Origin of the sequence: Streptomyces lancefieldiae, assembly GCF_031845825.1 — a bacterium.
GTDB lineage: Bacteria > Actinomycetota > Actinomycetes > Streptomycetales > Streptomycetaceae > Streptomyces > Streptomyces lancefieldiae.
Genome location: NZ_JAVRFH010000010.1, coordinates 105067 through 127652, shown reverse-complemented (window position 1 = coordinate 127652; position 22586 = coordinate 105067). Strand labels below are relative to the sequence as shown.

Here is a 22586-nt window from a genome sequence, read left to right as displayed (position 1 = left end):
TCAACTTCCGGTCATCTCGTATCGGTTGACGCCGCGACGCCAGACGGCCAGGGCGAGTGCCAGGGCACCGGCGGTCACCGGGGGCAGCCAGCCGAGCAGGCCCGTCGCGCCGGTCAGGAGGTAGGCGCTGGGCACGTAGGCGGTGAAGGCGAAGGGCAGGACCCAGGTGAGCAGAGTCCTCAGCGAGGGGTGGTAGATGTCCAGGGGGTAGGAGGAGAACTCCGACACCTGACTGGCCGCGTACATCGCGGGCATGCTCGTCACGGTCCAGAAGGACAGGGAGGCGAAGAACAGCTTCACCGACGTGTGCAGCAGTGCCCCGCACAGCACGAGCAGGGGTGCCAGCGCCCACTGCACGGCGGTGAGCGACAGGCCGAGCTCGCTTCCCGCGTACCCCACCAGTACGGCGCCGACGATGAGTTCACCGAGCCCGTCGGGGTGGAAGAAGCGCTCCGACAGCAGGGAGAACAGCGGGTCGACCGGCCGGACGAGGTAGCGGTAGAACTCGCCGCGCTGGACCAGTTTGCGGCCCAGTTCCCACAACTGGTCGGTGAAGAGGTGGTCGAGCCCGCGCGGCAGCAGGGAGAACCCCAGCAGGAACAGCACCTCGTGGTACGACCAGCCGCCCACGGCGGGGACCTGCCGGAAGACGAGACCCACGACCGCCGTCTGGACGCCGACCCGCACCAGGAAGGCGCCCGCGCCGAGGACGAAGTCCGTGCGGTAGGCCGCCAGCCGGTGCAGGCCGACCCCGCCGAGGAACCAGGAGAGCCGTAGGTACCGCGTGGTCGTGCGCGTCATCCGCCGAGCACCTCCAGCCGTGACAGGGCCGCGCGCCAGAGCGCGGCGCACAGCAGTGACAGGCCGGCCGCCCAGGCCACTTGCTGGGCGAGCAGCCCGGCGGCGTCCGTCCAGCCGTCGTAGCGGCCGAGCAGCAGCGTCAGTGGACCGTCGACCATGCCGCGGAAGGGCAGGGCCTTCGCGAGCGCGGCCAGCGGACCCGGCATCAGCGCGATGGGCACGAGCTGTCCGGCGAAGAAGGCGACCACGCTCTGCTTGACCATCCGCACCCCCCAGGTGTTGGTGGTGAGGAAGCCGGTCATGCCGGTCAGCAGGTTGACGCAGAAGGCCAGCAGCACCGAGAGGGCGGTGGACACGGCGAACAGCAGCAGATCCGCCGGCCGGGGTGCGCTGAGCGGCACGAGCAGGGCGAACAGGCCGAGGACCGGCAGGCCGACCAGGACGGCGTTGGCCCCCACCACCGGCAGGCAGGCGAAGAACCGCATCACCGGGTAGCTCACGGGGCGCACGAGCATGACCGCGACGTCACCCCGGTACACCTCGGCCGCGACTTCGTCGTCCACCCGGTTGGTGTGCAGCACCTGGAGGATCTGGGCCACCAGCAGGTAGGTCGTGATGCCCTCCACGGTGAAGCCGCCGGGCCCGCGGCCGGGCGTGCCCGCGTACACGGCGCGCCACAGGAAGACGGTCACCGCCGCGCCGGCGGCCGCGGTGACCGCGGTCATCACGAACATCGAGCGGTACTGCAGCAGGGACTGCAGGCCGCTGGTGGCGAACGGCGTGTAGCGACGCAGGCGGGCGGTCATGCGGCCCCGTCGCGGGCGTGGCCGGGAACGCGTGAGCGGCCGTAGATCTCGCGGAGCACGTCCTCGAGTCCGGGTTCGGGGGCGTACCAGTCGGCGAGGTCGAAGTGGTCCAGGAGGAAGGTGAGGACCTGCCGGGAGGTGTAGCGGCCGGTCGGGTAGTCGACGCGGACGCGACCGCCGTCGTCCGGTGTGGCGTGCACGCCCGGAAGGCCGGTTTCGATGCGGGTCCGGACGGTCGCGGCCGTCGTGCCGTCCCGGTGGTCGAAGACGACCGAACGGTGGTCGGCCGTGCGCAGCAGGTCCTTCAGGGTGCCCTGGTGGACGACCCGCCCGTGGTCGACGACCAGGGCGCTGTCGCAGATCGCGGCGATGTCGGCGATGTCGTGGCTGGTGAGCACCACGGTGGTGCCCAGCTCCTGGTGGGCGCGGTTGACCAGATGGCGCACCGCGTCCTTGAGCACCATGTCGAGGCCGATCGTCGGCTCGTCCCAGAACAGGACGGCGGGGTCGTGCAGCAGGCTCGCCGCGATCTCGGCGCGCATGCGCTGCCCGAGGCTCAGCTGCCGTACGGGGGTGGAACCCAGGGCGTCGATGTCGAGGAGTTCCCGGAACAGGCCGAGATTGCGCCGGTAGACGGGTTCGGGGATGTCGTAGATGCGGCGCAGGATGCGGAAGGAGTCGGGTACCGACAGGTCCCACCAGAGCTGGCTGCGCTGGCCGAAGACGACGCCGATGGTGCGGGCGTTGCGCTGCCGGTGCCGGTACGGCTCCAGACCGGCGACCAGGCAGCGGCCGGAGGTGGGGGTCATGATGCCGGTCAGCATCTTGATCGTGGTCGATTTGCCGGCGCCGTTGGCACCGATGTACGCGGTCTTGGTGCCGGCGGGTATCTCGAAGGAGATGTCGTCGACGGCGCGCACGACGCGGTACTGGCGGGTGAGGAGGGTGGAGAGGCTGCCGAGCAGGCCGGGTTTGCGTTCGGCCAGCCGGAACTCCTTGACGAGGCGTTCCGCCACGATCACGCGACCACCCGCTCAACGGCCTTGTCCAGCAGGCGCAGGCCTTCCTCGAGCACGGCCTCGTCGAGGGTGAACGGCGGTGCCAGACGCAGGATGTGGCCGCCGAGGGAGGTGCGCAGCCCCAGGTCGAGGGCGGTCGTGTAGACGTCGCGGGCCACCTCGGGCGCGGGGGTGCGACTGGTGGGGTCGGTGACGAACTCCAGGCCCCAGAGCAGCCCGAGGCCCCGTACCTGGCCCAGGTGCCGGGGGAAGCGGGACCGCAGGGCGCCGAGGCGGTCCCCCATGAGCTCGCCGAGGACGCGAACGCGCTCGATCAGCCGGTCGCGCTCGACGACCTCGAGGGTGGCGCGGGCGGCGGCGATCCCCAGCGGATTGCTCGCGTACGTCGAGGCGTACGCCCCCGGGGTGGCCGCTTCCGGACTGCGCAGCAGCTCTCCGCGGCCGGCGAGCACGGCGAAGGGGAAACCGCTCGCGGTGCCCTTGGACAGCAACGCCAGGTCCGGCTCGACGCCGAGGAGTTCACTGGCCAGAAAGGCCCCGGTGCGACCGCCGCCGGTGAGGACCTCGTCCGCGACGAGCAGGACGCCGTTGTCCCGGCAGGCTTCGGTGATGCGCTCCCAGTAGCCCGGTGGTGGCACGATCACGCCGGCCGCGCCGAGGACGGGCTCGAAGACGAGGGCGGAGACGTTGGGCTTCTCGGCGATGTGCCTGCGCACGAGCGTCGCGCAGCGCACGTCGCAGGACGGGTACTCCAGTTCCAGGGGGCAGCGGTAGCAGTAGGGGCTGTACCCCAGCACGCTGTTGCCGCTGAAGGACTGGTGGCCGACGTCCCAGTGCACGAGCATCCGGGCGCCCATGGTCTTGCCGTGGAAGCCGTGGCGCAGGGCGCCGACCCTGTTGCGGCCCGGCGGCGCGGTCGCCTGGACGACCCGCAGGGCGGCCTCGACCACCTCCGCGCCGGTGGAGAAGAAGGCGTAGGTGTCGAGCTGTTCGGGCAGCAGCCTGGCCAGCAGTTCGAGGAGTCCGGCACGGTCCGGCGTGGCACTGTCGTGGACGTTCCACAGCCGGCGGGCCTGGGCGGTGAGCGCCTCGACCACCTCCGGGTGCCCGTGGCCCAGCGACTGGGTGAGGGTGCCGGCCGCGAAGTCGAGGTACTGGTTGCCGTCGAGATCGGTCAGAACGGGGCCGCGTCCCTCGGTGAAGACCCGGCGCCCGTGGACGGCTTCCTCGGAAGCACCGGGTGCCAGGTGCCGGGCCTCCCGCGCCAGGTGCTCCGCTTGCCGTAAGCCTGTCATTGCTGCCCCCGCTCGTTCGGGCCGACTGCGCGTGATCGCCAGCGAACTGCGGTGCGGCGCACCACCGTTGGCGGATCGGCGTTGAGTCAAACACTTGAACACAGGGCACTGCAAGACCTTGCGGATGGTTTCAGAAAGTTGTTGCGGAAGGTCGCGGCGCTCTGGTTGAGTCGGGGTGCCCACGGCGACACCACGCCTCACGTTCGAGGAGGGACCTGTGAGAACACGCCCCAAGATCGGCTCGCCCCACCGGAGGCCGAAGTGAAGGCCCTGGTCCTGGCGGGTGGCACCGGCAGCAGGCTGAGGCCGTTCACCCACACCGGCGCCAAGCAGCTGCTTCCCATCGCCAACAAGCCCGTGCTGTTCTACGCCCTGGAGTCGCTCGCCGCGGCGGGCCTGCGCGAGGTCGGCGTCGTGGTGGGCGCGCACGGCCGGGAGATACGCGAACTGACGGGTGACGGTGCCGCGTTCGGGTTACGCATCACCTACCTCCAGCAGCCCCGCCCGCTCGGTCTCGCGCACGCGGTGCTCATCGCCCGCGACTTCCTGGGCGACGACGACTTCCTGCTGTACCTGGGAGACAACTACCTCCAGCAGGGCGTCACGGACTTCGCCCGTCTCTCGTCGGCCGATCCCGCGGCGGCCCGGCTGCTGCTCACCCCGGTCGCGGACCCGTCCGCGTTCGGCGTCGCGGAGGTCGACGCCGAGGGGAACGTGCTGCGTCTGGAGGAGAAGCCCGACACCCCCCGCAGCGCGTTCGCGCTCATCGGCGTGTACGCCTTCACCCCGGCCGTGCACGAGGCGGTGCGCGCCATCACCCCCTCCGCACGCGGCGAGCTGGAACTCACCCATGCCGTGCAGTGGATGATCGACCAAGGGCTGCGCGTACGCGCCGAGACCACCGCCGGCCCCTGGCGCGACACCGGCAGCGCGGAGGACATGCTGGAGGTCAACCGCCACGTCCTGGACGGGCTGGAGGGGCGGGTCGAGGGCAAGGTCGACGCGCACAGCGTGCTCGTCGGCCGGGTCCGGGTGGCCGAGGGCGCGGTGGTGCGTGCGTCACGCGTCGTGGGCCCGGTGGTCATCGGCGCGGGTGCCGTCGTCAGCAACTCCAGCGTGGGCCCGTACACCTCCATCGGGGAGGACTGCCGGGTCGAGGACAGCGCCATCGAATACTCCGTCCTGCTGCGAGGCGCCCAGGTCGAGGGGACGTCCCGACTCGAGTCGTCCCTCATCGGCCGGGACGCCGTCGTGCGCCCGGCTCCCCGTCTCCCACAGGCCCACCGGCTCGTGATCGGCGACCACAGCAAGGTGTATCTCACCCCATGAACTCACGGATCCTCGTCACCGGCGGAGCGGGTTTCATCGGCTCCGCCCACGTCCGCCACCTCCTTTCGCCCACGGCGCCCGGGGGCACGGCGGTGACCGTCCTCGACAAACTCACCTACGCCGGCAGCCTCGCTCGCCTCCACTCGGTGCGCGACCACCCCGACCTCACCTTCGTCCAGGGCGACGTGTGCGACCCGTCGCTGGTGAACGCGCTGGCCGAACGCCACGATCAGATCGTGCACTTCGCGGCCGAGTCGCACGTCGACCGCTCCATCGCCGACGGCGACTCCTTCGTCCGTACCAACGTGCTGGGCACGCAGGTCCTGCTCGACGCCGCGCTCCGCCACGGTGTGCGCACCTTCGTGCACGTCTCCACCGACGAGGTGTACGGTTCCCTCCCGCACGGGGCCGCCAAGGAGGGCGACCCGCTGCGTCCGACGTCGCCGTACGCGGCGTCGAAGGCGGCCTCGGACCTGATCGCCCTCGCCCACCACCACACGCACGGCCTGGACGTCCGGGTGACCCGCTGCTCGAACAACTTCGGCCCCCACCAACACCCGGAGAAGCTCATCCCGCGCTTCCTGGCCCGCATCCTGTCCGGCGGCACCGTCCCGCTCTACGGCGACGGGCGGTACGTGCGTGACTGGCTGCACGTCGACGACCACGTCAGGGCGGTCGAACTCGTCCGCCTGTCGGGCCGGCCGGGAGAGATCTACAACATCGGGGGCGGCACCTCCCTGCCCAACCTGGACCTGACGCACCGGCTGCTCGCACTGTGCGGCGCGGGCCCGGAGCGGATCGTGCACGTCGAGGACCGCAAGGGGCACGACCGGCGTTACGCGGTCGACCACAGCAAGATCAGTGCCGAACTCGGTTACCGGCCGCGCACCGACTTCGAGGCGGCCCTGGCCGACACCGCGGAGTGGTACGAGCGCCACGCGGACTGGTGGGCTCCCCTGCTCGCCTCCGCGTGAGTCCGCACGGCGGGGCCGGCCGGTCAGTGTCCGTGCGCCGGGCGCCGACCGGCCCGGGGACCGGCGGCGGTGGACCCCCGGACGACGAGTTCCGGCATGAAGACGAACTCGGAGCGGGGCGGCGGCGTACCGCCCATCTCCTCCAGCAGCGCGTCCACGGCGACCTGCCCCATCGCCTTGACGGGCTGTCTGATGGTGGTCAGAGGCGGGTCGGTGAAGGCGATGAGCAGAGAGTCGTCGAAGCCGACGACGGAGATGTCACCGGGAACCGCGAGACCCTTCTGCCGCGCCGCCCGGACGGCGCCGAGGGCCATCATGTCGCTCGCGCACACGACGGCCGTGCAGCCCATGTCGATCAGTGCGCGGGCGGCGGCCTGACCTCCCTCCAGGGTGAACAGGGAATGCTGGACCAGCTCCCGGGACTCCTGCGCCGACAGACCCAGCTGCTCCCGCATGCCGACGCGGAAGCCCTCGATCTTGCGTTGTACCGGCACGAAGCGCTCCGGTCCGAGCGCGAGCCCGATGCGGGAGTGTCCCAGCTCGGCCAAGTGCGCCACGGCCAGACGCATGGCGGCCCGGTCGTCCGGAGAGACGAAGGGCGCGTCGATCCGGGGGGAGTACCCGTTGACCAGGACGAAGGGCACGCGCTGTGCACGCAGCCGGTCGTACCGTCCGGTGCCGGCGGTGGTGTCGGCGTGCAGTCCGGAGACGAAGACGATGCCGGCCACCCCGCGGCTCACGAGCATCTCCGTGAGCTCGTCCTCGGTCGAACCTCCCGGTGTCTGCGTGGCCAGGAGGGGTGTGTAGCCCTGACGCGTCAGCGCCTGCCCCATCACCTCGGCCAGCGCGGGGAAGACGGGGTTGTCCAGCTCCGGTGTGATCAGGCCGACCAACTCCGCGCGGCGCTGTCGCGGTGGGTACGCATAGCCCAGCGCGTCGCGCGCGGCGAGCACGGAATCGCGGGTGCCCGTGGCCACACCGCGCGCACCGTTGAGCACGCGGCTGACCGTCGCCTTGCTGACGCCCGCCCGGGCCGCGATGTCGGCAAGCCGCGTGGTCATGGCAGTGCACTTTACCCGTCGCCCGTCACCGTGCCCACTGGCGTGGGTAAGCGGCGGGACTGCGCGGGGCCGCCCGTGTCCGGGCCTCGAAGCGCGGACCGACGCGTGCGCGCGTCGACGAGCCCCGCGGGATCCCCCGGCCGGCGGACGGCCGCGGACCGTCGCCACCACCCGGCGGCACGGCTGAACGTACCCGGGCCGGCGGGCCGGGCGCGTGGGCCCGAACAGCTCTCCGGGTCCCCGGCCCGCCGGACCGGACGTTGATTGAACGTAACACCTCTGAAACGCCTTGCGAAAGGGTCTGCGTCTGCCCGATCGGCTTATGGAGCAGCGGTGTTGACGTTCTCGCGGGGAGGAGCACGAGTGCGACGGGAGGGGTTGACCGAAGGTACGGGGGCTCGTACGGTCTCGACCGCAAGCTCTTGCTGTCATTTTTCAGCAAGAGGTCTCATGGGCCTGTCGGGCAAGGCGCGTTGCTGCGGGAAGGCCTCTCATCCCCATCAGGTGGATCAGGAGGAACGATGGCCAACAAGACCGTGGCCACTGCACTCGCCCTCGTGGCGGGAGCCGCTGTGGTCGTCACGGCACCTGGAACGGCACAGGCTCAGCCGCCCGGCGACAAGGACGTCACCGCCGTGATGTTCGAGTGGAACTTCAACTCGGTCGCCAAGGCCTGCACGGACGACCTCGGGCCGGACGGATACGGGTACGTGCAGGTGTCACCGCCGAACGAGCGGGTCCAGGGCCCGCAGTGGTGGACCGCGTACCAGCCCGTCAGCTACCGGATCGCCACGAGACTGGGCGACCGGAACGCCTTCAGGAACATGGTCGACACCTGCCACGCCGCCGGAGTCAAGGTCGTCGTGGACACGGTGATCAACCACATGGCCAACAGCGCCGGCACCGGGACCGGGGGCTCCTCCTACAGCAAGTACAACTACCCCGGCCTCTACTCCGCGTCCGACATGGACGACTGCACCAGGGACATCAACAACTACGCGGACAGCTGGAACGTCCACCACTGCGAACTGTCCGGCCTGCCCGACCTGGACACCGGCGAGGAGTACGTCCGCAGGACGATCGCCGGGTACATGAACGACCTGCTCTCCCTCGGCGTGGACGGTTTCCGCATCGACGCGGCCAAGCACATCCCGCCGGGCGACCTCGCCGACATCAAGAGCCGGCTCGGCAACCCGGGCGTCTACTGGAAGCAGGAGACCATCGGGGCGTCCGGCGAGGCCGTGCAGCCCGGCCAGTACACCGGCACCGGTGACGTCCAGGAGTTCTCCTACGGCAGGGACCTGAAGCGGATCCTCTCCGGTGACAAGCTGGCGTACCTGAAGAACTTCGGTGAGGCCTGGGGCTACCTCCCCAGCGACAAGGCCGCCACCTTCGTGGCCAACCACGACACCGAGCGACACAACGCCACGCTGACCTACAAGGACGGCGCCAACTACACGCTCGCCCACGTCTTCATGCTGGCCTGGCCCTACGGCTCACCGGACGTCCACTCCGGCTACGAGTTCAACAGTGACGCGGGCGGACCCAACAACGGGCAGGTCAACGCCTGCTACACCGACGGATGGAAGTGCCAGCACGCCTGGCGCGAGATCGCGAGCATGGTCAAGTTCCGCAACACCGCGGGCAGCTCGGCGGTGACCAACTGGTGGGACAACGGCAACAACGCCATCGCCTTCGGCCGCGGCAACAAGGCCTACGTCGCGATCAACCACGAGTCCGGCTCACTGACCCGCACCTTCCAGACGTCGCTGCCCGCCGGCACCTACTGCGACGTCCAGAGCGGCAGGCCCGTCACCGTGAACGGCTCCGGGCAGTTCACCGCGACCCTCGGAGCCAACACGGCGCTCGCCCTGCACACGGGGGCGACCAGCTGCACGGACCCGGGTGGTGGAAACCCCGGTGAGACCGCCGGCGCCTCGTTCAGCGTCAACGCCACCACTGCCTGGGGCGAGAACATCTACGTCACCGGCAACAACTCGGCGCTCGGCAACTGGAATCCGGCCGACGCGCTCAAGCTCGACCCGGCGGCCTACCCCGTCTGGAAGCTCGACGTCGCCCTCCCCGCCGGAACGTCCTTCGCATACAAGTTCCTCCGCAAGAACGCCTCCGGCAACGTCACCTGGGAGAGCGGCGGCAACCGCACCGCCACCGTCCCGTCCAGCGGCAAGACACTGCTGAGCGACACCTGGCGCAGCTGAACCAGGAAAGCGCTCCGTCTCGCCGACCGAAGGACCGCCCGGTTCGCCACGCGAGGGAACCGGGCGGCCCGCCTTGTCCGTGCCGACTCCGGCCGGCGCGCACGAGGCGGCCCATGCCGTTCGACCGGCGAGGAGAAAGGCCCCATGACCGGTTTACCGTCCCGGCGCACAACCGCCCGGGTTTCGTCCGTCGCACTGTTCCTGTCGGTGCTGTCGGCGCTGCCGCCCACCACCCCGTCCGCCGATGCCGCGGCCCCACGACCACCGTCCGACCGCGCACTCGCCCGCACACCGGCGCGGCCCGCACCGTCGCGCGAGCAGTTCTACCTGGTGCTGCCGGACCGCTTCGCCAACGGAACCACCTCCAACGACAAGGGCGGCCTCACCGGCGGCCGCTCGCAGACCGGGCACGACCCGACCGACGAGCGCTTCTACCAGGGCGGTGACCTGAAGGGCCTGATCAAGAAGCTCGACTACGTCAAAGGCCTGGGCACCACCGCGATCTGGATGGCACCGGTCTTCAAGAACAAGCCCGTGCAGACCATGGGCGGCACGGAGACGGCCAACTACCACGGCTACTCCATCACCGACTTCACCCAGGTCGATCCGCACTTCGGCACCAACGCGGACCTCGCGGAGCTCGTCGAGGCGGCCCACGCCAAGGGCATGAAGGTCTTCTTCGACGTCATCACCAACCACACCGCCGACACCGTCGACTACACGGAGAAGGAGTACGGCTACCGCTCCAAGGGCGCCTACCCCTACCTCGACACCGAGGGCCGTCCCTTCGACGACAGCACCGGCATGCGCGAGGTCGACCGGGACGGCTTCCCCTACACGCCCCGAAACCGCACCACCGAGCACGACACCAAGGTCCCGGCGTGGCTGAACGACCCCACCATGTACCACAACCGGGGCGACTCCACCTTCGCCGGCGAGAGCGCTCTGTACGGCGACTTCATCGGCAACGACGACCTGTGGACGGAGCGGCCCGAGGTCGTCGAGGGCATGCGGCGGATCTACGAGACGTGGGTGAAGGACTTCGGCATCGACGGCTTCCGGGTCGACACGGCGAAGAACGTCAACATGGCCTTCTGGACACAGTGGGCCACGGCGCTGGACGCCTACGCGGCCCGGCAGGGGAAGCCGGACTTCTTCATCTTCGCGGAGGCTTTCTCCGCCGACCCCGTGGTCATGGCCCCCTACCTGACCGAGGGCCGGCTCGACGCCACCCTCGACTTCCCCCTGCAGGCCGCGGTCCGCAACTACGTGTCCCGCGGCGGCCCCACGCGTGACCTCGCCCACGTCCTGGCCCAGGACTACCGCTACACCACCGACAAGGCCGACGCGTACGGCGAGGTGACCTTTCTCGGCAGTCACGACATGGGCCGGATCGGGAGTTTCGTCAGCCAGGACAACCCCGGGGCGGACGACGCCGAGCTGCTGCGCCGTGACCGGTTCGCGCACGAGCTGATGTTCCTGTCCCGGGGAAACCCGGTGATCTACGCGGGGGACGAGCAGGGCTTCACCGGCTCGGCAGGCGATGTGTACGCCCGGCAGACGATGTTCGCCTCGAAGGTGGCGGACTACCTGGACGACGACCAGATCGGCACGGAGCGTACGCATGCCTCGGACGCGTACGACCCGGGGCATCCGCTGTACCGGTCGATCGCGGCGCTGTCGAAGCTGACGGAGCGGCATCCGGCGTTGCGTGACGGTGTGCAGGAGGAGCGGTACGCGGACGAGGGTCAGGGCGTGTATGCGTTCTCGCGCACGGACCTGGAGCAGAGGGTCGAGTACGTCGTCGCGGTGAACAACGCCGAGCGGATGCGGACGGTCGGGGTACCGACGTATGCGGCGGGGATGGACTTCCGTGGTGTGTACGGGTCGTCGGCGCGGGTGACCAGCGGCGGCGACAGGAGGGTGTCGGTGGAGGTTCCGCCGTTGTCCGCGGTGGTGCTGAAGGCGGCGAAGCCGCTGGCGTCGCCCGTCCGCACGCCGTCGGTGTCGGTGAAGGTGCCGGCGGCCGGCGCGTCCGGTGAGGTGGAGGTCGGCGCGGAGGTGGACGGCGGCGGGCTGAACCGGGTCGTCTTCGCCGCGCAGGTGGGCAACGGGCCGTGGCGGACGCTGGGTTCGGCCGATCACGCCCCCTACAAGGTGACCCAGCATCTGCCCGACACGGTGCGGGCCGGGACACCCCTGCGCTACAAGGCCGTCGTGGTCGACAGTGCCGGACGCACCGCGAACGCCACCGCCACCACCACCGCCGGACAACCACCCGTCCTCGAGAAACCGACGGCGAAACGCCACCATGCGGTCGTCCACCACCGGCGAGCCGACGGCGACCACGACGGTCTGCTGCTGCGGACCGCCGACGGTACGACGGCCCCCTTCGTCGGCCGCGACGCCTACGGGGCCTTCGCGTGGATCACGCCGGGCGCGGGCGACGACACCATCCGCTTCACCGTCGAGAAGGACGGAGTGGCCGACGGTCCCGAGCGCGCCTTCGACTTCGCCGCGACCGGCGAGGTGTGGACCGAGGAGAACAGTGCGACCGTCCGGAAGGCCAGACCGGAGTCCGCGTATCCGCCGCAGGACGGGACCAGGGCAGTCCTGCACTACCACCGGCCCGACGGCGACTACGAGGGATGGGGCCTGCACACCTGGACGGGGTCGACCGATCCGCCCGAATGGAACGACCCCATCCGCCCGGTGCGCGAGGATCCCTTCGGGCTCGTCTTCGAGGTGCCGCTGAAGGACGGAGCCGCCTCCCTCAGCTACATCCTGCACAAGAAGGAGGAGAAGGACGTCCCCGTCGACGAGGCCCTCGACTTCTCCCTGTACGGACACGAGGTCTGGCGCGTGGCTGGCGACCCCGCCTACCTGACACCCTCTTTCGGCGGTGCCTTCGGCCTGGACCTGGGCACCTCGGAGGCCACCTGGATCGGTGACGCCACCGTCGTGTGGGCGGGTGAGGGCACCGGCGTCGCCAGCGAGCAACTGGTGTACGCCACCGAGCGGGACCTCACGTTGGACAACGGCGCACTCTCCCACGAGGGTCAGTGGCTCCGGCTCGTGCCGACCGAGCTGACCGAGGCCCAGAAGTCCCGGTACCCGCAGTACGCACAAGCCTCGGCGTTCCGCGTGGACCCGCGGGACCGCCACCGCATCGGCCAGGCACTCGGGGCCCAGCTGATCGCCACCCAACGCGCGGACAGCGGCGCCCTGTTGGGTGCCACCGGCGTGCGCATCGAAGACAATCGACCGGAAGGACCCGGCAAGTGATCGGTTCGTTCACAGACCGAAGAAGCCGAAGCGACCGAAGAAGCCGAAGAAGCCGCACGAGTCGCGCAGCCGTGCCACGGCCCACGGCCGCCTCGGTCGTCGTGGCCGCACTGCTCGCCACCGCGCTGAGCACGGCACAGCCGGCGGCCGCGGCGCCCAGGCCGCCCGGTCCGCCGTCCGACGCCCGGCTGGCCGCCGAGCCGGCCCGGCACGACCTGACCCGAGAGCAGTCCTACTTCCTGTTGCCCGACCGGTTCGCCAACGGCTCCACGGCCAACGACCGCGGGGGCCTCACCGGCGACCGGACCACGACGGGCTTCGACCCCACCGACAAGGGCTTCTACCAGGGCGGCGACCTGAAGGGCCTGATCAAGAAGCTCGACTACATCAAAGGCCTGGGCACCACGGCGATCTGGATGGCGCCGATCTTCAAGAACAAACCGGTGCAGGGCGGCGGTGAGTCCGCCGGCTACCACGGCTACTGGATCACCGACTTCACCCAGGTCGATCCGCACTTCGGCACCAACGCCGAGCTCGCGGAGCTCGTCGAGGCGGCCCACGCCAAGGGCATGAAGGTCTTCTTCGACGTCATCACCAACCACACCGCCGACACCGTCACGAACGCCGAGAAGAAGTACGGCTACCGTCCCAAGGGCGCCTACCCCTACCTCGACACAGAGGGCCGTCCCTTCGACGACAGCACCGGCATGGGCAAGGTGGACCGGGACAGCTTCCCGTACACGCCCGTGGTGAACGAGAAGGAGGCCGACGCCAAGGTCCCGGCGTGGCTGAACGACCCCGCGATGTACCACAACCGGGGCGACTCCACCTTCGTCGGCGAGAGCGGCCTCTACGGCGACCACACCGGTCTCGACGACCTGTGGACCGAGCGGCCCGAGGTCGTGAGGGGCCTGGAGAAGATCTACCAGAGGTGGGTCGAGGACTTGGACATCGACGGCTTCCGCGTCGACACGGTCCGCAACGTCGACATGCCGTTCTGGACCCAGTGGGCCACGGCCATCGACGCCTACGCCGCGAAGAAGGGGCGCGAGGACTTCTTCATCTTCGGTGAGACCCTCTCCTCCGACCCGGCCGTCACGTCGCCCTACGTGACACGGGGCCGGCTCGACGCCACCCTCGACTTCCCCCTGCAGAACGCCATCCGCGGTTACGCCTCCCAGGACAAGCCCGCGACCGCTCTTTCCGGCGTCCTGGGCCAGGACTACCGCTACACCACCGACAAGGCCAACGCCTATGAGCAGGTGACCTTCCTCGGCAACCACGACATGGGCCGGATCGGGAATTTCGTCAGCCAGGACAACCCCGGGGCGGACGACGCCGAGCTGCTGCGCCGTGACCGGTTCGCGCACGAGCTGATGTTCCTGTCCCGGGGAAACCCGGTGATCTACGCGGGGGACGAGCAGGGCTTCACCGGTCCGGGCGGGGACAAGGGCGCCCGGCAGACGATGTTCGCGTCGAAGGTGGCGGGCTACCTGGACGACGACCAGATCGGTACGGAGCGTACGCATGCCTCGGACGCGTACGACCCGGGGCATCCGCTGTACCGGTCGATCGCGGCGCTGTCGAAGCTGACGGAGCGGCATCCGGCGTTGCGTGACGGTGTGCAGGAGGAGCGGTACGCGGACGAGGGTCAGGGCGTGTATGCGTTCTCGCGCACGGACCTGGAGCAGAGGGTCGAGTACGTCGTCGCGGTGAACAACGCCGAGCGGATGCGGACGGTCGGGGTACCGACGTATGCGGCGGGGATGGACTTCCGTGGTGTGTACGGGTCGTCGGCGCGGGTGACCAGCGGCGGCGACAGGAGGGTGTCGGTGGAGGTTCCGCCGTTGTCCGCGGTGGTGCTGAAGGCGGCGAAGCCGCTGGCGTCGCCCGTCCGCACGCCGTCGGTGTCGGTGAAGGTGCCGGCGGCCGGCGCGTCCGGTGAGGTGGAGGTCGGCGCGGAGGTGGACGGCGGCGGGCTGAACCGGGTCGTCTTCGCCGCGCAGGTGGGCAACGGGCCGTGGCGGACGCTGGGTTCGGCCGATCACGCCCCCTACAAGGTGACCCAGCATCTGCCCGACACGGTGCGGGCCGGGACACCCCTGCGCTACAAGGCCGTCGTGATCGACAGTGCCGGACGCACCGCGAACGCCACCGCCACCACCACCGCCGGACAACCGCCGCTCAAGGCCAAGCCGAGCGCGGTGGACCGCCCCTACGCCGTGGTGCACTATCAGCGGCCGGACGGCGACTACGACGGCTGGCAGCTCAAGTCGTCCGCGGGCACGGCCGACTTCACCGGCCAAGACGCCTACGGAGCCTTCGCCTGGGTCGAACTGGACGACGACGCCGCCGACGTGACGTACACCGTCGAGAAGGACGGCACCGCGGACGGCCCGCAGCGCACGCTCGAGACGGCGAAGACGGGTGAGGTCTGGATCGAGCAGGGCAAAGCCGAGCAGGCGGCGACGGCACCCGAGGGCGCGTACCCGCCGCAGGACCCGAAGAAGGCCGTCCTGCACTACCACCGCGCCGACGGTGACTACGACGGTTGGGGCCTGCACACCTGGACCGGCGCGGCGAACCCGACGGACTGGTCCAAGCCGTTGGAACCGGTCGGCAGGGACGCCTTCGGCGTGACCTTCGAGGTACCCCTCGCCGACGGTGCCACGTCCCTCAGCTACATCATCCACAAGGGTGACGAGAAGGATATTGCCAGCGACCGTTCCCTGGACTTCGCCACCCATGGCAAGGACGTCTGGCTCACCAGCGGCACCGGTGACCATCTGCTGCCGGCCGTGGGCGCCGCTCCCGACCTGGACCTCGGCACGTCGAAGGCCCGGTGGATCGACGTGGACACGGTGGTGTGGAAGGTGAAGGCCACCGACGCCACCAGCCAGCAGCTCGTGTACGCGCGCAAGGGCGACCTCACCATCGAGGACGGTGCCCTGTCCCACGAGGGGCACTGGCTCCGACTGGCGCCGACGCCCCTCAGCGAGGCGCAGAGGGCGGCCCATCCGGATCTCGCGGACCAGCCGGCGTTCAAGGTCGACCCGCGCGACCGCGACCGGATCCGTACCGCCTTGCGCGGCCAGGTCGTCGCCACGCAACGGGCGGCCAACGGGGCACTGCTCGCGGCGACGGGCGTAGAGGTCTTCAAGCGCTGACGGAACGGCCCATGAGATGCCCGTGCCGGTCGCCCGGCACGGGCATCTCGGTTCTCCTCATGGCTGCTTGGCCGTGCCCCGCAGTTCTGCAAGCTTTTCTGGAACTTGTCGCAAAGTCATTCATGTCCTTTCGAGGTCTCGTACATTGAGGGAGTCCGTTCATTAAGTGAAGGGGAGAGCCTGATGAAGCGGTTCCTGCGTTCAACTTTCGTGCTGTTCGCGATGGCCCTGACGTTGGCGACGTCCGGCACGGCGGCTCACGCCGCGGCCCCGGAGGACGCCGATGGCGGGGTCGGTGCTCCTGACTGCGTGCGGTTCAGCGCGGGTTGGCGCTACACGTTCGTCACCAACGACTGCTCGAGCACCCACTCCCTGACGGTCGTGTACCGCGACGGAACCGACGTCCCCTGCCGTCTGGCGCCTCCTGGAGCTCTGATCACCTTCCCGGGCCACGGAACTCTGGGCAACGAGGTCCTGGGCGTCGCTCTGTGCGACGCCGGCGGCAACGGCTGACCGCAGGCCGAAGGCGGGGCGACGACCCCCGCCTTCGGCGGCGGCTCACTCAGGAACCGGCCGCCGGTGACGGCGAACGCGATGACCGGGAGCGGGGTGCCGTCCTCGCGCCACGACAGGAGCCCCGGGGAGCCGTTGACGAGCACGGTCCGCCCCGAAGCCGCCGCCGGTGGCCGGCCGTGCGCCGGTGGCGACCTTGGTGGCGCCGAGGGTGACGATCACACCGTCGGGGGTGTCGACGGTCAGTCTCACCTCGGGGTCGAGTACGCGCAGCAGTCCTTCGAAGCCGCCGCGGCGAGCCGCCGCCAGGAAGGCACCGGGTGTCGCCCGTCCGAGGTGCCGGGGAGGGCCTGGCCGCCGGGTGTCACCTCACCGCTCGGTGCGTGACGCGGATCTTGGACTGGCCGTGGCCGAGCTCCTCCCAGTCGTCCATGAGGCGCGCCGCCAAGCCGTGGTCGGCGGCCAGGGCGGTCAGCGTCTCGGTACGGTAGTAGAAGTCCTCCCGGAGAACGTGGTGCTCCGCGCCCTCCGTACGGTCGAAGGTGAAGTCGAACCAGCCTCCGGGCGCCAGGACACGGCCGATGTGTGCGAAGCACTCCTCGATCACCGGTAGCGGCGAGTGCGAGAACACGCTGTGCGCGTGCACCACGTCGAACCGCCCCTCCGGCAGGAACCCCAGCGTGAGGTCGCGTACCGGAGTCAGCGTCGGCACCCGGTCCTGGAGCCCCTGGGACTGAAGGGTGTCCTGCGCGGCGAACAGGATGTCGGGGGAGATGTCCACGCCGTAGTAGTGGCCCGGATCCAGGTACTCGATGAACCGCCAGCCCGCCCGCAGGTTGCCGCAGCCGATCTCCAGCATCCGGTGTTCCGGACGCAGTCCGTGACCCAGCAGGTAGTCGAACTGCATCGCTCCCAGCGCCAGCCAGCGTTCCCGGTTGCGGCTGCCCACGGCCGCGTCCGGGTCGCGGCGCGTGTCCGAGCGCATGACGGCCCGGTAGTAGGCGACGTGGTCCGGCGAGCGGTAGCGCAGCCATGCGTCGCGGGCGGTGCGGCGCAGGTGCCGCGGCACCCGGCCGGGGTGGCGCAGCGCGTAGGACAGGCGGTGGCCGAGGGCGGCGCGATTGGCGGTGAGGTTCTTGGGCATGGTGGTGCTCGTCTCCGTAGGGTTCCGTGGGCCCGCGCCGGGATGCCGTGAGGCGCCGCGGCTTCACTGAGGGCCGGCCCCAGCAGTCTCACGGGCCCGGCGGCCCCGTTCCTCCAACGCGCAGCTACCCTTGGGGGCCGCACCGGGCCACACCGGTGTCAGCCGATCGGATGATGTGCCTCCCGGTGCGCGCTTGTATACGTGGTGAGGCAGAGCGCGGGCGAGGCGATGGGGACACGGTGGAGCGAGACGGCACGGAGCCGGACCCCGACGCACGCTGGCTGACCGCCGCCCTGCACACCGCCTTCGTCCTGCTGCTGGGCGGCGCGATCGCCCGCCTCCTGACCCACGGATCCGCCGACGGCGGCCGCACCGGACGGGTCCTCGCCCTGTTCCTCGCCTTCGGGGTCCTCTATCTGTTCGGACGGCTGAGAGCCCCAGCGCCGCTGCACGGCGAGCGGCCCACCGTCCGGCATCTGTGCTGGCTGGGCGCGGTGCTCGTGCTGTGGCTGGTGCTGCTTGCCCTCGAACCGAGCGCCACCTGGTGCACCATGCCGCTGCTGTTCACCGGACTGCACCGGTTGCCGGTCCGGCTCGCGGTGCCGCTCGCCGGCGCACTCGTCGTCCTGGTGGTCGTCTCGGAAATACGGGTCGCCACGGGCGGGTTCAACCCGAACCTGGTGATCGCCCCGCTGGCCCTCGGCATCGTCGCCACGGCCGTCCTGGTGCACAGCCGACGGCTGACCGCCCGGCAACGCCTGCTCATCGACGACCTGGTGCGCGCCCGCGGTGAACTGGCCGCCACCGAACGGCACGCGGGCATCCTCGCCGAGCGCCAGCGCCTGTCGGCGGAGATCCACGACATCCTCGCCCAGAGCCTGTCCAGTCAGCAGATGCTGCTCCAGGCCGCCCAACGCCACTGGCACACCGCCCCGGACACCGCGCACACGCACGTACGGGACGCCGCCGCGACCGCGGACCGCGCACTCGCCGAGGTCCGCAGGTTCGTCCGTGACCTGGCCCCGCTCGACCTCGCCGAGAACTCCCTGGTGCAGGCCCTGCGCGACCTCGCCGAGCGCGACGGCGCACCGGCCCCGGCCGTCGAGTTCCGCCTGGACGCCGAGCCGGGCCTGCCCGGAGCGCTGCCCGGGCCGGTCGAGGCGGCGCTGCTGCGGGTGACACAGCAGGCCCTGGCCAACGCGCGGGAGCACGCCGGGGCCGGCAGGGCCGTCATCACCCTGACCTGTCTGGAGGACCGGATCACCGTGGACATCGCCGACGACGGACGCGGCTTCGACGTACGCCGGTCGCCCCACCGGGGCCGGGCCGCAGACCGAGGCCACGGCCTTGCGCTGATGCGGATGCGGGCCCGGCAGGCGGGCGGCACGCTCACCGTCGAGTCGGCGTCCGGTGAGGGGACGGTGGTGACGATGTCGGTGCCGCTCACGAGGGAGACGCCGTGACCTCGGCCGTCCGCGTGCTGCTCTGCGACGACCACGCCGTCGTCCGCGCCGGGCTGCGTGCCCTGCTGTCCAGTACCGACGGGATCGAGGTCGTCGGTGAGGCCGGCAGCGGCGAGGACGCCCTCGACATGGCCGCGGTGCTACGGCCGGACGTGGTGCTCATGGATCTGCAACTGGGCGCCGGCATGGACGGGGTGACGGCCACCCGCCGCCTGACCGCGCCGGGCGAGGACACCGTGCCGCGCGTGCTGGTCCTCACGATGTTCGACACCGACGCCGACATCGCCCGTGCCGTCGCCGCGGGCGCCACCGGATACCTGCTCAAGGCCGAGCGGCCCGAACGGTTGTTCGCGGCGATCCGGGACGCCGCGGCCGGACGCACCGTGCTGTCGGGAACGGTCACCGACCGGGTGGTCTCCCGCCTGCGCGCCCCCGGCCCCGCCCTCACCGCACGCGAGCGCGACATCCTCGGCCACCTCGCCCAGGGCCTCGGCAACCGGGAGATCGCCCGCGCCCTGTTCCTGAGCGAGGCCACGGTCAAGACCCACCTGGGCCGCATCTACGCCAAGCTGGGCGTACGCACCCGGGCCGGGGCGGTGGCCGCCGCGGCCCGGCACCGTCTGCTGCCGTGACCACCGCTCATGGCCGAATCGACCGGACAGCGCGTCCCGGCGGGGACCGGGCGGTGTCCGTCGGCGAGATGCGAGTCGTTCCCTGGAGCGATGAAGCGCCGTGCGTGAGCGCATGGTGTCGGACGAATGAATGTCGTTGACGGCACATGGCCCGGGTGGGGGCCGACGCCGGCCTGGCCGCCCTGACGTTTCTGCCCCCGCTGCTGGACGGCCGCGACTGCGAACAAGGCCCTCGTCAACGAGGCGGCCTGCGACATGCTGGGGAAGACGCCGCCCTCGGAGCGTCCCGGCGAGTGACCGTCTCGAACGAGCGCCAACCGGGCTGACCGGCATCGACGGCGCCGACCTCTTCGCGCTCGCCGGGTCGCTCGCGTGGCTCGGCGACCAACCTGCGCTCGCGCCACGCGTCGATCACCTCTTCGATGCCGTCGTGAGCGCGGTCCTGACCTGTCCGGCCAGCACCGACCGCCTCCCGCATGCGGACCGGCGAACCCGGCCGCGGGACTCCGCGACGGGGTGAACCCCGGCCGCGACCAACCGGTAGTGCGGTGAGGGCCTTCGCCACGGGGGAGGCGTAGTAGGTGACGCGTGGCTGTCCGCCGCGACGCGCATGGCGGGCAGGGGGGTCAGTGCCCACGACAGCCCGCTACCCGCCCGTCACCGAGGCGCGGCCGCATTGGCTGCCGTGGAGTCGGCCGATCGCGCGCGGGCCCGTACGCGGAGTGTGCCCGGAGCCAGGCCGAGCCGGGTTTCGGCGGTCTCGATGGCCATGTCGCTGGGATCCAGGCCGCCCTCCGGCTGCGCGTCGTCGTTGGCGTACGACCCCAGGCCGTCGACGGTGATGAGGATGTGCAGCGCTGTCCGGAGCGCGTCGTCGGTCGTGAACTCTCCCGCCTGGACACCTCTGTCGATGAGAGCCACGAGAGCCGTGCGCGTCAGCGATTCCTGCGTGCGCACCGCGAGACGCAGGGGGTCCTTGAATCTGCTGAGGTGCCGGGCGTTGAGCCACAGGCGACTGAGGTCCAGGTAGTCGCCGTCCGCGAGCCCCACGAGAAAGCGCGCGAGACGGTCGACGGGAGGCAGGTCCTGCTCGTGCGACGGCAGGAGCGACTCGCGTTCCTTGGCAGCGGCGTCGGTGAACGCCTCGCTCACGAGGTGGTCCGCGACCGGGAAGTAGTGGCTGATGAGGCCGGGGCGGACGCTCAGCTCCTCGGCGACGCGCCGCAGCGTGATCAGTTCCAGCCCCTCCTCGAGCGCGATGCGCGCGGCGGTCTCGACGATCTCCGCACGGCGCTGCTCAGGCATCTTGCGGGTTCGTTTCGGCTGAACTCTTGACGTCATGGAGGCAAGGCTATTGGATCGGTGACCAACAAACGGTTGGCCGCTTGACCAATAACGGCACCGCCGCCGCATCCGAGAGGCCTCGATGACGACACAGCCCACCACCACCTCCGCGGGACCCCTCGACGCCCAGGGTCACGAGCGGGCGGGGCATCCGGAAACCCGGGGAATCGACCTGGTCCCCGCCGACGAGCGCGCGGGTCGCCCGCGCCAGCTCTTCGCGGTGTGGGCGGCGCCGAACGTCAGCTATCTGAGCCTGGCGGTCGGCGGCACGTTGATCCTCATGGGGCTGACGCTCCCGCAGGCGATCGGCGTGATCCTCGCCGGAAACCTGCTGTGGATCTGCACGGGGATCGTCGCGGCGAGCGGACCGGTCGCCGGCACGAGCGGCTCGGTCATCTCCCGCGCGTTCTACGGGGTCATCGGCAACAAGGTCGTGCTCGTCCTGACCGGCTGGCTCATCGCCGCGGCCTATCTCGCCCTGAACTGGTCGGCCGCCTCGGTCGCGGGCATCGGCCTGGCGAAACGCATGGGACTGCCGGACAGCTCGGCCCTGAGCGCGGCCGTCATCTGTCTCATCGCCGCGGCGACCCTACTGATCGCGATCTACGGATACGCGACGATCGTCCGTCTGTACGCCGCGCTCAGCGTCCTGCTGACCATCGTGTTCGTCGTCGTGACGGGACACGTCCTCGCCGAGGCCGACTGGTCCTACGCCCCGGCGGAGCCGCTCGAGGGCGCCGCGCTCGCCGCCGCGCTCGGCGTCGCCTTCACCCTCGTCGCCTCCACGCCCCTGTCCTACAGCAACAGCCCGGACCTGGCCCGATACCTGCCCCGCGACAGCAGCCCCGTCGCGATCGCCGGATGGACGGCCCTGGGCGCGTACCTGCCGAGCGTCCTCTTCACCACCGTCGGCGCGCTCGCGGCCACCAGCCTCGACATGACCGACCCGCAGGCGGCGCTGGAGAGCGTCCTGCCGGGGTGGTTCATCCCCGTCTTCGTCATCGCGGTCGTCGTCAACACCATGACGAACAACGGCATGACGGCCTACAGCGCCGGCCTGTCGATCCAGTCGGTCGGCGTCCGCCTCGCGCGTATCCCCGCGGTCCTGATCATCGGTGTCCTCGGCACGGCCATGACGCTGTACGCGATCCTCGTCTGGGACTTCCTGACAAGCGTCAACACCATGCTGCAGCTCGTGGTCGTCGTGACCGGCCCGGCCATGGCGGTGGCCGTGACCGACCTCGTCATGCGGCGCATCCGCTACAACGGCGCGGACCTGCTCGGGCAGGAACACGGCGGGCCGTTCTGGTACCACCGCGGTGTCCACTGGTCCGGTGTCCTCGCGCTCGTCGCGGGCGGACTCACGTCCCTGATGTGGGTGACCACCAGCTCCTGGACCGGCCCGATCGCCGCGGCCATGGGCGATTTCGATCTCGCGATCCCCTCCGGCATGGGTGTCGCCGCCGCCGTCTACTGGGTATCGGCGCGCGTCCTCGGCACCGTTCCGCGCCCCTGACACTCCTCGGACCCCGGC

14 protein-coding genes and 3 pseudogenes are annotated in these 22586 nt (G+C 70.6%); 10 read left to right on the top strand and 7 right to left on the bottom strand.

The features are described from left to right. Genes RM812_RS12940 through RM812_RS12925 form a run of 4 tightly spaced genes read right to left on the bottom strand, consistent with a single transcriptional unit; the run spans window position 1 to window position 3921 of the window. On the bottom strand, window positions 1-801 hold the full coding sequence (locus tag RM812_RS12940) for an ABC transporter permease (protein ID WP_311572633.1): 801 nt from the start codon (window positions 799-801) through the stop codon (window positions 1-3). Then, window positions 798-1607: an ABC transporter permease gene (locus RM812_RS12935; protein ID WP_311572632.1), complete on the bottom strand. Its 810-nt coding sequence runs from the start codon at window positions 1605-1607 to the stop codon at window positions 798-800. Before RM812_RS12935 ends, RM812_RS12940 begins: the two co-directional genes overlap by 4 nt. Continuing rightward, entirely contained in the window at window positions 1604-2629 is a 1026-nt protein-coding gene (locus tag RM812_RS12930) for an ABC transporter ATP-binding protein (protein ID WP_311572631.1), read from the bottom strand. Before RM812_RS12930 ends, RM812_RS12935 begins: the two co-directional genes overlap by 4 nt. Then, window positions 2626-3921, bottom strand: a complete 1296-nt coding sequence (locus tag RM812_RS12925) for an aspartate aminotransferase family protein (RefSeq protein WP_311572630.1) — start codon at window positions 3919-3921, stop codon at window positions 2626-2628. Before RM812_RS12925 ends, RM812_RS12930 begins: the two co-directional genes overlap by 4 nt. A 261-nt stretch (window positions 3922-4182) precedes the next feature. Here RM812_RS12925 and RM812_RS12920 point away from each other — a divergent pair, with 261 nt between their 5' ends. After that, complete coding sequence (locus tag RM812_RS12920; protein ID WP_311572629.1) at window positions 4183-5250, top strand: glucose-1-phosphate thymidylyltransferase; 1068 nt, start codon at window positions 4183-4185, stop codon at window positions 5248-5250. Next, window positions 5247-6224 carry a dTDP-glucose 4,6-dehydratase gene (rfbB, locus tag RM812_RS12915; RefSeq protein ID WP_311572628.1) on the top strand — a complete coding sequence of 326 codons (978 nt, stop codon included), beginning with the start codon at window positions 5247-5249 and terminating at the stop codon, window positions 6222-6224. Before RM812_RS12920 ends, rfbB begins: the two co-directional genes overlap by 4 nt. Window positions 6225-6247: 23 nt before the next feature. On the opposite strand, the gene RM812_RS12910 is transcribed toward rfbB, so the two are convergent. Further along, window positions 6248-7285 (bottom strand): LacI family DNA-binding transcriptional regulator, encoded by a 1038-nt coding sequence (locus tag RM812_RS12910; RefSeq protein WP_311572627.1) that lies wholly within the window; start codon window positions 7283-7285, stop codon window positions 6248-6250. 521 nt (window positions 7286-7806) lie between these two features. Here RM812_RS12910 and RM812_RS12905 point away from each other — a divergent pair. The 4 genes and pseudogenes from RM812_RS12905 (at window position 7807) to RM812_RS12890 (ending at window position 16469) form a co-directional block, all read left to right on the top strand. After that, window positions 7807-9504, top strand: a complete 1698-nt coding sequence (locus tag RM812_RS12905) for a carbohydrate-binding module family 20 domain-containing protein (protein WP_311572626.1) — start codon at window positions 7807-7809, stop codon at window positions 9502-9504. A 144-nt stretch (window positions 9505-9648) separates the two neighbouring features. Beyond that, window positions 9649-12753: pseudogene (locus RM812_RS12900) on the top strand (alpha-amylase family glycosyl hydrolase); the annotation flags it as partial. Between the two features lie 107 nt (window positions 12754-12860). Further along, window positions 12861-15941, top strand: a pseudogene (locus RM812_RS12895) (alpha-amylase family glycosyl hydrolase); the annotation flags it as partial. A gap of 198 nt (window positions 15942-16139) precedes the next feature. Continuing rightward, entirely contained in the window at window positions 16140-16469 is a 330-nt protein-coding gene (locus RM812_RS12890) for an alpha-amylase (RefSeq protein WP_311572625.1), read from the top strand. 364 nt (window positions 16470-16833) lie between these two features. On the opposite strand, the gene RM812_RS12885 is transcribed toward RM812_RS12890, so the two are convergent. Continuing rightward, the gene (locus RM812_RS12885) at window positions 16834-17613 is read right to left on the bottom strand and encodes a class I SAM-dependent methyltransferase (RefSeq protein ID WP_311572624.1); all 780 of its coding nucleotides are present in this window, start codon (window positions 17611-17613) and stop codon (window positions 16834-16836) included. Window positions 17614-17852: 239 nt separating this feature from the next. On the opposite strand from RM812_RS12885, the gene RM812_RS12880 reads away from it, so the two are divergent. From RM812_RS12880 to RM812_RS43335, 3 genes and pseudogenes are all read left to right on the top strand, one after another. Continuing rightward, on the top strand, window positions 17853-19076 hold the full coding sequence (locus RM812_RS12880) for a sensor histidine kinase (RefSeq protein WP_311572623.1): 1224 nt from the start codon (window positions 17853-17855) through the stop codon (window positions 19074-19076). Continuing rightward, the gene (locus tag RM812_RS12875) at window positions 19073-19708 is read left to right on the top strand and encodes a response regulator transcription factor (RefSeq protein WP_311572622.1); all 636 of its coding nucleotides are present in this window, start codon (window positions 19073-19075) and stop codon (window positions 19706-19708) included. The genes RM812_RS12880 and RM812_RS12875 overlap by 4 nt, the downstream gene beginning before the upstream one ends. Window positions 19709-20033: 325 nt before the next feature. Next, window positions 20034-20228, top strand: a pseudogene (locus RM812_RS43335) (hypothetical protein); the annotation flags it as partial. Window positions 20229-20365: 137 nt separating this feature from the next. Here the strand turns inward: RM812_RS43335 and RM812_RS12865 are convergent. Then, window positions 20366-21013: a TetR family transcriptional regulator gene (locus tag RM812_RS12865; RefSeq protein WP_311572621.1), complete on the bottom strand. Its 648-nt coding sequence runs from the start codon at window positions 21011-21013 to the stop codon at window positions 20366-20368. A 121-nt stretch (window positions 21014-21134) separates the two neighbouring features. Here RM812_RS12865 and RM812_RS12860 point away from each other — a divergent pair, with 121 nt between their 5' ends. Next, a complete protein-coding gene (locus RM812_RS12860; RefSeq protein WP_311572620.1) occupies window positions 21135-22568 on the top strand; it encodes a purine-cytosine permease family protein in 1434 nt (477 codons plus the stop codon). Window positions 22569-22586: the final 18 nt, after the last annotated feature.

Coding starts and splice junctions, on each gene's coding strand:
- RM812_RS12940 (WP_311572633.1), bottom strand. CDS start 801: ATGACGCGCACGACCACGCGGTACCTACGGCTCTCCTGGTTCCTCGGC.
- RM812_RS12935 (WP_311572632.1), bottom strand. CDS start 1,607: ATGACCGCCCGCCTGCGTCGCTACACGCCGTTCGCCACCAGCGGCCTG.
- RM812_RS12925 (WP_311572630.1), bottom strand. CDS start 3,921: ATGACAGGCTTACGGCAAGCGGAGCACCTGGCGCGGGAGGCCCGGCAC.
- rfbB (WP_311572628.1), top strand. CDS start 5,247: ATGAACTCACGGATCCTCGTCACCGGCGGAGCGGGTTTCATCGGCTCC.
- RM812_RS12910 (WP_311572627.1), bottom strand. CDS start 7,285: ATGACCACGCGGCTTGCCGACATCGCGGCCCGGGCGGGCGTCAGCAAG.
- RM812_RS12905 (WP_311572626.1), top strand. CDS start 7,807: ATGGCCAACAAGACCGTGGCCACTGCACTCGCCCTCGTGGCGGGAGCC.
- RM812_RS12890 (WP_311572625.1), top strand. CDS start 16,140: ATGAAGCGGTTCCTGCGTTCAACTTTCGTGCTGTTCGCGATGGCCCTG.
- RM812_RS12885 (WP_311572624.1), bottom strand. CDS start 17,613: ATGCCCAAGAACCTCACCGCCAATCGCGCCGCCCTCGGCCACCGCCTG.
- RM812_RS12865 (WP_311572621.1), bottom strand. CDS start 21,013: ATGCCTGAGCAGCGCCGTGCGGAGATCGTCGAGACCGCCGCGCGCATC.
- RM812_RS12860 (WP_311572620.1), top strand. CDS start 21,135: ATGACGACACAGCCCACCACCACCTCCGCGGGACCCCTCGACGCCCAG.